This is a genomic window from Mycetocola sp. (genome assembly GCF_046716805.1).
Lineage (GTDB): Bacteria > Actinomycetota > Actinomycetes > Actinomycetales > Microbacteriaceae > Mycetocola_A.
The window spans coordinates 39886-45997 of record NZ_JBKJWH010000071.1 but is presented as its reverse complement, the minus strand read 5'-3'; the positions used below and the strand labels follow the sequence as shown (position 1 = coordinate 45997).

Here is a 6112-nt window from a genome sequence, read left to right as displayed (position 1 = left end):
TTGTCGGAGTCGTCGTCGTCGTCTTCTTCGTCGTCATCGTCCTCGTCATCGTCCTCTTCCTCTTCGTCTTCGGCGTCGTCGTCGTCGTCATCGGAATCGTCGGCGATCTCATCGACATCCACGCCGTCGACATCACCGGCATGGAGGATACTGAACACGTCTTCGTCGTCGTCATCGTCGTCGCTGTCGTCGAGAACCGCGGCTGCCTCAGCGAGGGCACGCGCCTCGTTCTCCGCGACCTCCTGGCCAGCCTGATAATCGGCGAGGCGTTCGGACCACGGCACCCATTCCGGGGCGAGCAGGGCGTTGTCGCCCGGCATCAGTTCCGTCTCGAGCACCGTCACGGTTTCTTCATCGCCGACGCGAGAGAGGGTGACGGTCCAGTGCCACCCCGGGTAGCCGCGGAGCTTGCTGTCAAAGAAGAGCGAGAGAACGTGATCGTCCTCAGCGACATGGCCGACGGGGTCGCCGATGGTCTCGGCCGGGGTGACCTCGAGCAGCGCGGCGCGCGCCAGATCGGCCGACGCGAGCAGGACTTCGTCGGCGACCGGCGCCGGGCGGGGAACAGCGGGTTCCTCGACAAGGCTCGATACGTCGCCGGCGTCCTCTGTCGCACCGACCGATACAGGCCCATCCGTCACAGAAACGGCCGGAATGGCCGGTGCGTCGACAACGTCTGTCTCTGCAGCTTCCTGGGCCACAGGGCCGCCCTCGAAACCGCGGTTCCGCGATTCGCTCCCGGCATCCGTTTCGGGCGCCGCAGCAGCCTCCGACGGGTTCTCGCCGGAGTCGCGTGGCTCGTGCGTCGGATCGATGGTGGAGTTCTCAGTGGTTGTCATCGGAGTGCTCCTCTGGAAAAGACGGCGGGCCCAGCCTGGCGCGGCGATCACGCGTCCAGTTCGTCGGCCACGCGTCGCAGCAACAATGCGACCTTGCGACTGTGGGCGTTGTCGGGGTAACGGCCCCTGCGGAGGTCCCCTCCGAGGCCGTCGAGCAGTTTTACGAGGTCCTCGACGATGATTGCCATGTCGTCAGCTGGCTTGCGCTTCATCTTCACAAGACTCGGCGGTGCGTCGAGCACCCGAACCGAGAGAGCCTGTACTCCGCGCTTGCCGTCGGCGATACCGAACTCGAGGCGGGTACCCGCTTTGACTGAGGTCACGCCTGCGGGCAGAGCCGAGGCATGCAGGAACACTTCCTGGCCGTCGTCGCTCGAGATGAAGCCGAAGCCCTTCTCGTCGTCGTAGAACTTAACCTTGCCGGTGGGCATGGACGAACCTCGCTGTGAACTGGACACGCCGGTGTGAAGCCGACGTGCGGTGCTGTCGCCTCGGCAGGAGCCGCAAACGAACGGGACATTCCCCGCCCTCCCAGCTTAGAGCGTCAGCGGAATCCCCGGCACCTTCCCCGCCGTTGGGGATGGGAGCCCTATGCCGATACCCTGAGAACTGTGACCGATCCTCAAAAGCACAACATCAGCCGCTTCGAACGGGTCCTGGCATTCATGCTGCTCGCGCTCGTGCTGCTCTCCGTTGGCACGTTCGTCGCAATCATGATCGGCACGATGCAGGGAATGGGATCCGACGACTTCGCGAGCGGGCTCTGGCCTGTCGTCGTGATGGTTCCGTACATCGGTCTTCCGCTCGCCATCGTCCTCCTGATCGTCCTCATGATCTCCAGCGCCGTTCGGCGCGCGCGGGACTCCCGCCGAGACCAGCCGGAGCGCTGACCGTGGAACCGGCTACCTGATGACTGACATCCTGACCCTCGCCGACAACCTCCGTGCGCTCCCGGACGCCGCGCTCGAGACGCTCCTCACCGAACGCCGGGTGGCACCTTCTGCGCGCGCGCAGGATTTCTTCGACCTGGCCGAACTGCTCCTCGACCCCTCGAGTATCCGCGGCGCGCTCCAAAGACTCGACCGCCGGACCCTCAGCGTGCTTGCCGCAGCCACGACGACACCGCTCCCGGCCGCAGAGATCGCCGACCGGCTCAGCGCGTTCGGCGCCGCCGACGTGAATGGTGGTGACGTGGAGGAACGCGCAGCATTCGCCGCGGACCGCGCCCTGCTCTCCCGCGCCGAGGGCGGCTACGCCGCGATCGACGCGGTCGAGGCAGTGCTGGCAACCTGGCCGACGCCCGGGATTCCGATCGCGGTGCACCTGGTTTCAGCACCCGCTCCCGCCCTCCCCGCCGCAGCGTCTGAGGCTTCACACGCCCTGACCGACCTGAGCGCGGCGGAGCATGCCTTCCAAACAACCTCGGCGAGCGGTGAGCTGCTTCTGGAGCTTCTCGCCAATCCGGCACGTGAACTGGGCAAGGGTGGTCCGGCGCTGCCCGAGCGCAAGCGACTGGCGACGGTCATGCAGGTTCACGGACACACGATCGACGCCTACCTCGATCTGACGGTCCGCGCCGGCCTCGTCAGCCACATACCCGGTCTCTGGCTCACCGCACCCGCAGGCGAGGACTGGCTCGCCCTCACGGCAGGTGAACGGTGGCGAACGCTCGCTGCCGCCTGGCTCAACGCCCTCCCCTCACAGGTACGCACCGTTCTCAGCGGACGCACCCGCTCCACCTGGGGTTCTGCGCTGCACGACTACGCGCAGTGGCTTTACCCGGCGGGCGGCGACTGGATCAGGGGCCAGGTGGCCCGCGTCACCGACCAGGCCATCATGCTGGGGATCACCAGCGGGCCAACCCCCGACGCCCAGGTACCCAGCACGGCGGGGCGGATCCTTCTCGAAACGGATGCCGCGGCGGCGGCGACCGCGATGGCCTCCAATTTCCCCACCCATGTCAGCCACGTGTACCTCCAGCACGATCTCACCGTCATCGCGCCCGGTCCGCTTGAACCCGGGCTCGACGTCCGGCTTCGGACGTTCGCCGACCTCGAGGGACGTGCCCAGGCCTTCAGCTACCGACTGTCAGCCGAAAGCGTCAACCGGGCACTCTCCGCCGGTGAGACGTCAGCAGGAATGCTGGAGTTCCTTTCCTCTCTCTCGCTGACCGGCATCCCACAGCCCGTCGATCACCTCATCTCGCAGGCGGCGTCCCGGTTCGGCGCCATCCGGGTCGGTTCGATCCCTGACGACCACCCGGATGCGCTCCGCGACGCGAAGACCTATGTCCGCGCCGCGGACAGCGCCCTGATCGGCCTGCTCGACGTCGACCAATCGTTGGCCTCACTCGGACTGCGCCGGACGGATTCGGACCGGATGCTCAGCCGATTCGACCTGGAGGTCGTGTTCTGGGCCATCAGCGACGCACGGTATCCCGTCGCCGCTGAGACGGCAACCGGTGAGCTGATCGGTTTGCGCCGCCGCCGCGTTGCGCCGCCAGTCGACGCTCCTCCTCCCCTCCCCGACCACGGCATCCTGATCGGTCGGCTGCGCGAGGTCGAGAGCGACACCTCAACCGGCACGGATCTGGCCTGGATCGCCCGCCAGCTCGACGCGGCGATCCGCGCGAAGCAGACCGTCACGATCACCGTTGAGGTGCCGCGTTCCGGCCCCATGGATTTCGTGCTCGAGCCCACCGGAGTGTCCGGCGGCCGACTTCGCGGGCGGGACAAGAAGGCGGACATCGAGCGAACCCTCCCGCTGTCGAGCATCATCGCTTTGAAGTAGGCGCCGTCCTTCCACGCCCGACGCTCACGCCATCGCCGCCTGGACGGGCGGGCGAACGTAGCGCAGCAAAACCGTTCCATCCGAACTCAGCGCATGTGCGAGCGCCATCGGGCGTTGGACGCCCGCCGGCGTCCCCGCGGTGATCCGCCCGGCCCCTGGGCCTTCCGCGAATGGGCTGAGGGTGAGACACACCTCGTCGACGGTGTCCTCCCTCAGGAAGTCGCCGAAGAGATGCGGCCCGCCTTCGGAGTGCACCTGCGTAAGCCCGCGCTCGGTGAGGAGCAATCGCATCCGCGCCGTGTCGACGTGCTCGGCGCCGGCGACGAGCACGTCCGCGACCTCGGCGAGCGCTCTGCGTCGCTCCCCCGGCGCCTGCTCGACGGTGACGACGATCGGCCGCACCGGGGCTTCAGCGAAGATCCGGTGCGCAGGGTCCAGCTCAAGCCCGGCCGACACGATCGCGAAAACGGGCTGGTCGGGAAGCCCGTGCTCTCGGCGCCAGCGCACCGCCGGCTCGTCGAGTCGCATCGGGCCGTAACCTTCAGCGCGCACGGTGCCTGCGCCGACGAGAACGACGTCGCACAGACGCCTGAGAATGTCGAAGACCCGCTTGTCGGAAGGAGTGCCAAGTCCGGCGGTCAGAGCGTCGTGGGTTCCCGCCCCGTCGATACTCGACACGAAGTTCACTCTGAGCCACGGCACGGCACGGTCGTCGACCGCGTACAGGTCTGTGATCTCGTCATCGCTGAGCGTCGCGCCGCCCTGGAGCAGCGAAATACCGGGTTCAGTCATTGGTTTCCCCCATGTTGTGACGCAGACGCGCCGGTTGCCGGAAACCGAGGATCGCCTCCGTCATGCGTGCGGCCTCGACGGCCGGACCGACGTTGTGCATCCGGAGAATTCTGGCGCCGTTGACGATCGCGACAACGGCGGCGGCGAGCGAACCGTGCATCCGGCCACCGCGCTCACGGTCGAGCGTCTCACCGATGAAGTCCTTGTTCGACACAGCAGCGAGGGCCGGATAGCCCAGATCCGCGATCTCGGCGAACCGTCGGGTGAGTTCGAGAGAGTGCAAAGTGTTCTTGTTCAGGTCATGCCCCGGATCGATGAGGATTCTCTCGGCGGACACGCCGGCGGCCAGGGCGACATCGATGCGCTCGGTCAGGAACGCCGCAACCTCGGCGACGACGTCGGAGTATTGGGGGCGGGCGAATGGCCTGCGGGGTTCAGCGAGGCTGTGCGTGATGACGACTCCCGCAGAGCTGTTCGCGAGAACGTCGACCATGTCCGGGTTTCGAAGGCCGGTGGTGTCGTTGATCAGGTCGGCACCGGCATGGATGCTCGCGAAGGCCACCTCCGGCTGGAAAGTGTCCACAGAGATCACGACGTCGGATGCCGCCCGCACCGCCTCGATGACGGGTACGACGCGGTCGATCTCGGCCCGGACGGATATTTCCGGGCCGGGCGCGAACGGTGCTCCCCCGATGTCGACCATCTCGGCACCGTCGGCTATCGCTGCCAGTGCCGCGGCAACGGCAGCGTCGAGGCCGAATGTGCTGCCGCGGTCGTAGAACGAATCCGGCGTCCTGTTGACGATCGCCATCACCGCGACCTGCCGGGAGAAATCGAAAGTGCGGTGCCCGATCGTCCGCACAGGCGAGATGAGTTCCGGCGTCCGCGCGGCGTCTGCCGGTCGAGGGTTCGTCATGAGTCCATCGTGCCGCACCAACGACCATCGCGCACCGGCGACGTTCAGGAAGGACCCAGCTGACACGCAGATAATGGTGGCATGACTGGACCACGCATTCTCATCGTCGATGACGAACCGAACATCCGCGACCTGCTCACCACAAGTCTCCGCTTCGCCGGCTTCGCCGTACGCGCGGTCGGAAACGGTGCCCAGGCCATCTCAGCGGTCCTGGAAGAAGAGCCGGACCTCATCATCCTGGACGTCATGTTGCCCGACATGAACGGCTTCGGCGTCACCAAACGTCTGCGCTCAGCCGGGTACACAGCGCCGATCCTCTTCCTCACGGCGAAGGACGACACCGAGGACAAGATCATGGGCCTCACGGTCGGCGGCGATGACTACGTCACCAAGCCATTCAGCCTCGACGAAATCGTCGCCCGCATCAAGGCAATCCTCAGACGAACGATGCATGCTGATGAGGATGCCGTCATCCGCGCAGGCGAACTCACCATGGATCAGGACACCCATGAGGTTCTCGTCGGCGAAACGCCCATCGAGTTGAGCCCGACCGAATTCAAGCTTCTGCGATACCTCATGCTCAACCCCAACCGGGTGCTGAGCAAGGCGCAGATTCTCGACCATGTCTGGGAGTACGACTTCAATGGTGATGCCGGCATCGTCGAGAGCTACATTTCCTACCTGCGACGCAAGCTGGACCAGTTCTCAACTGAACCGCTCATCCAGACCAAACGCGGATTCGGCTACATGCTGAAGACAGCGAAGGCGTAAACCG

The 6112-nt window shown here is 66.1% G+C and carries 7 protein-coding genes; 3 read left to right on the top strand and 4 right to left on the bottom strand.

The annotated features are described in order from the left end of the window. Both ACLQ62_RS05875 and ACLQ62_RS05870 read right to left on the bottom strand, forming a co-directional pair. A partial coding sequence (locus ACLQ62_RS05875; protein ID WP_411720724.1) for a DUF3027 domain-containing protein occupies positions 1-839 on the bottom strand: 839 nt, incomplete at its 3' end. 47 nt (positions 840-886) lie between these two features. Next, positions 887-1270, bottom strand: coding sequence for a cold-shock protein (locus ACLQ62_RS05870; protein ID WP_121672606.1), 384 nt, complete (start codon positions 1268-1270; stop codon positions 887-889). Positions 1271-1450: 180 nt separating this feature from the next. On the opposite strand from ACLQ62_RS05870, the gene ACLQ62_RS05865 reads away from it, so the two are divergent. Continuing rightward, a complete protein-coding gene (locus ACLQ62_RS05865; RefSeq protein ID WP_411720723.1) occupies positions 1451-1729 on the top strand; it encodes a multidrug ABC transporter ATPase in 279 nt (92 codons plus the stop codon). A gap of 19 nt (positions 1730-1748) precedes the next feature. Beyond that, positions 1749-3629 carry a helicase-associated domain-containing protein gene (locus tag ACLQ62_RS05860; protein ID WP_411720722.1) on the top strand — a complete coding sequence of 627 codons (1881 nt, stop codon included), beginning with the start codon at positions 1749-1751 and terminating at the stop codon, positions 3627-3629. A 24-nt stretch (positions 3630-3653) separates the two neighbouring features. Here ACLQ62_RS05860 and ACLQ62_RS05855 read toward each other — a convergent pair whose 3' ends face one another. Beyond that, positions 3654-4421, bottom strand: coding sequence for a pyrimidine reductase family protein (locus tag ACLQ62_RS05855; protein WP_411720721.1), 768 nt, complete (start codon positions 4419-4421; stop codon positions 3654-3656). Next, the gene (gene folP, locus ACLQ62_RS05850; protein WP_411720720.1) at positions 4414-5337 is read right to left on the bottom strand and encodes a dihydropteroate synthase; all 924 of its coding nucleotides are present in this window, start codon (positions 5335-5337) and stop codon (positions 4414-4416) included. The genes ACLQ62_RS05855 and folP overlap by 8 nt, the downstream gene beginning before the upstream one ends. Positions 5338-5418: 81 nt before the next feature. Here folP and ACLQ62_RS05845 point away from each other — a divergent pair, with 81 nt between their 5' ends. Then, positions 5419-6108 carry a response regulator transcription factor gene (locus ACLQ62_RS05845; RefSeq protein ID WP_108391630.1) on the top strand — a complete coding sequence of 230 codons (690 nt, stop codon included), beginning with the start codon at positions 5419-5421 and terminating at the stop codon, positions 6106-6108. The last annotated feature ends 4 nt before the right edge of the window (positions 6109-6112 follow it).

Coding starts and splice junctions, on each gene's coding strand:
- ACLQ62_RS05845 (WP_108391630.1), top strand. CDS start 5,419: ATGACTGGACCACGCATTCTCATCGTCGATGACGAACCGAACATCCGC.
- ACLQ62_RS05855 (WP_411720721.1), bottom strand. CDS start 4,421: ATGACTGAACCCGGTATTTCGCTGCTCCAGGGCGGCGCGACGCTCAGC.
- folP (WP_411720720.1), bottom strand. CDS start 5,337: ATGACGAACCCTCGACCGGCAGACGCCGCGCGGACGCCGGAACTCATC.
- ACLQ62_RS05870 (WP_121672606.1), bottom strand. CDS start 1,270: ATGCCCACCGGCAAGGTTAAGTTCTACGACGACGAGAAGGGCTTCGGC.
- ACLQ62_RS05860 (WP_411720722.1), top strand. CDS start 1,749: ATGACTGACATCCTGACCCTCGCCGACAACCTCCGTGCGCTCCCGGAC.